At 39.5% G+C, this 281-nt stretch carries 1 protein-coding gene; it reads right to left on the reverse strand.

All coding sequences use genetic code 11. The annotated features are described in order from the left end of the window. On the reverse strand, window positions 1-281 hold a 281-nt coding region (locus tag FHP04_RS14580), incomplete at both ends, for a hypothetical protein (protein WP_158319158.1).

A 281-nucleotide genomic window follows, 5' to 3' on the forward strand; every position in this document is an offset into this window, starting at 1 on the left:
AGGATCTGAAGTATTTCGAGCCGTTACACTATAAGTACCAGAGGTTAAGTTAATAAAGTCTACTGAAGCCTGATAGTTCGTACCATCAATACTGTATTCAAATCCTGCACCTAATGGTGAAGTAATTGAAATTTTACCTGAAGGTGTTTCACAGGTTGGTTGAACTACATCAGCAGTTGGTGTAGCTGGTGCATTTGGCACATCATTAATCGTTACAGATAAAGCTGTAGAAACACACGTAGGATCTGAAGTGTTTCGAGCCGTTACACTATAAGTACCAG

The organism is Aequorivita sinensis, from assembly GCF_006346335.1.
Classification (GTDB): domain Bacteria; phylum Bacteroidota; class Bacteroidia; order Flavobacteriales; family Flavobacteriaceae; genus Aequorivita; species Aequorivita sinensis.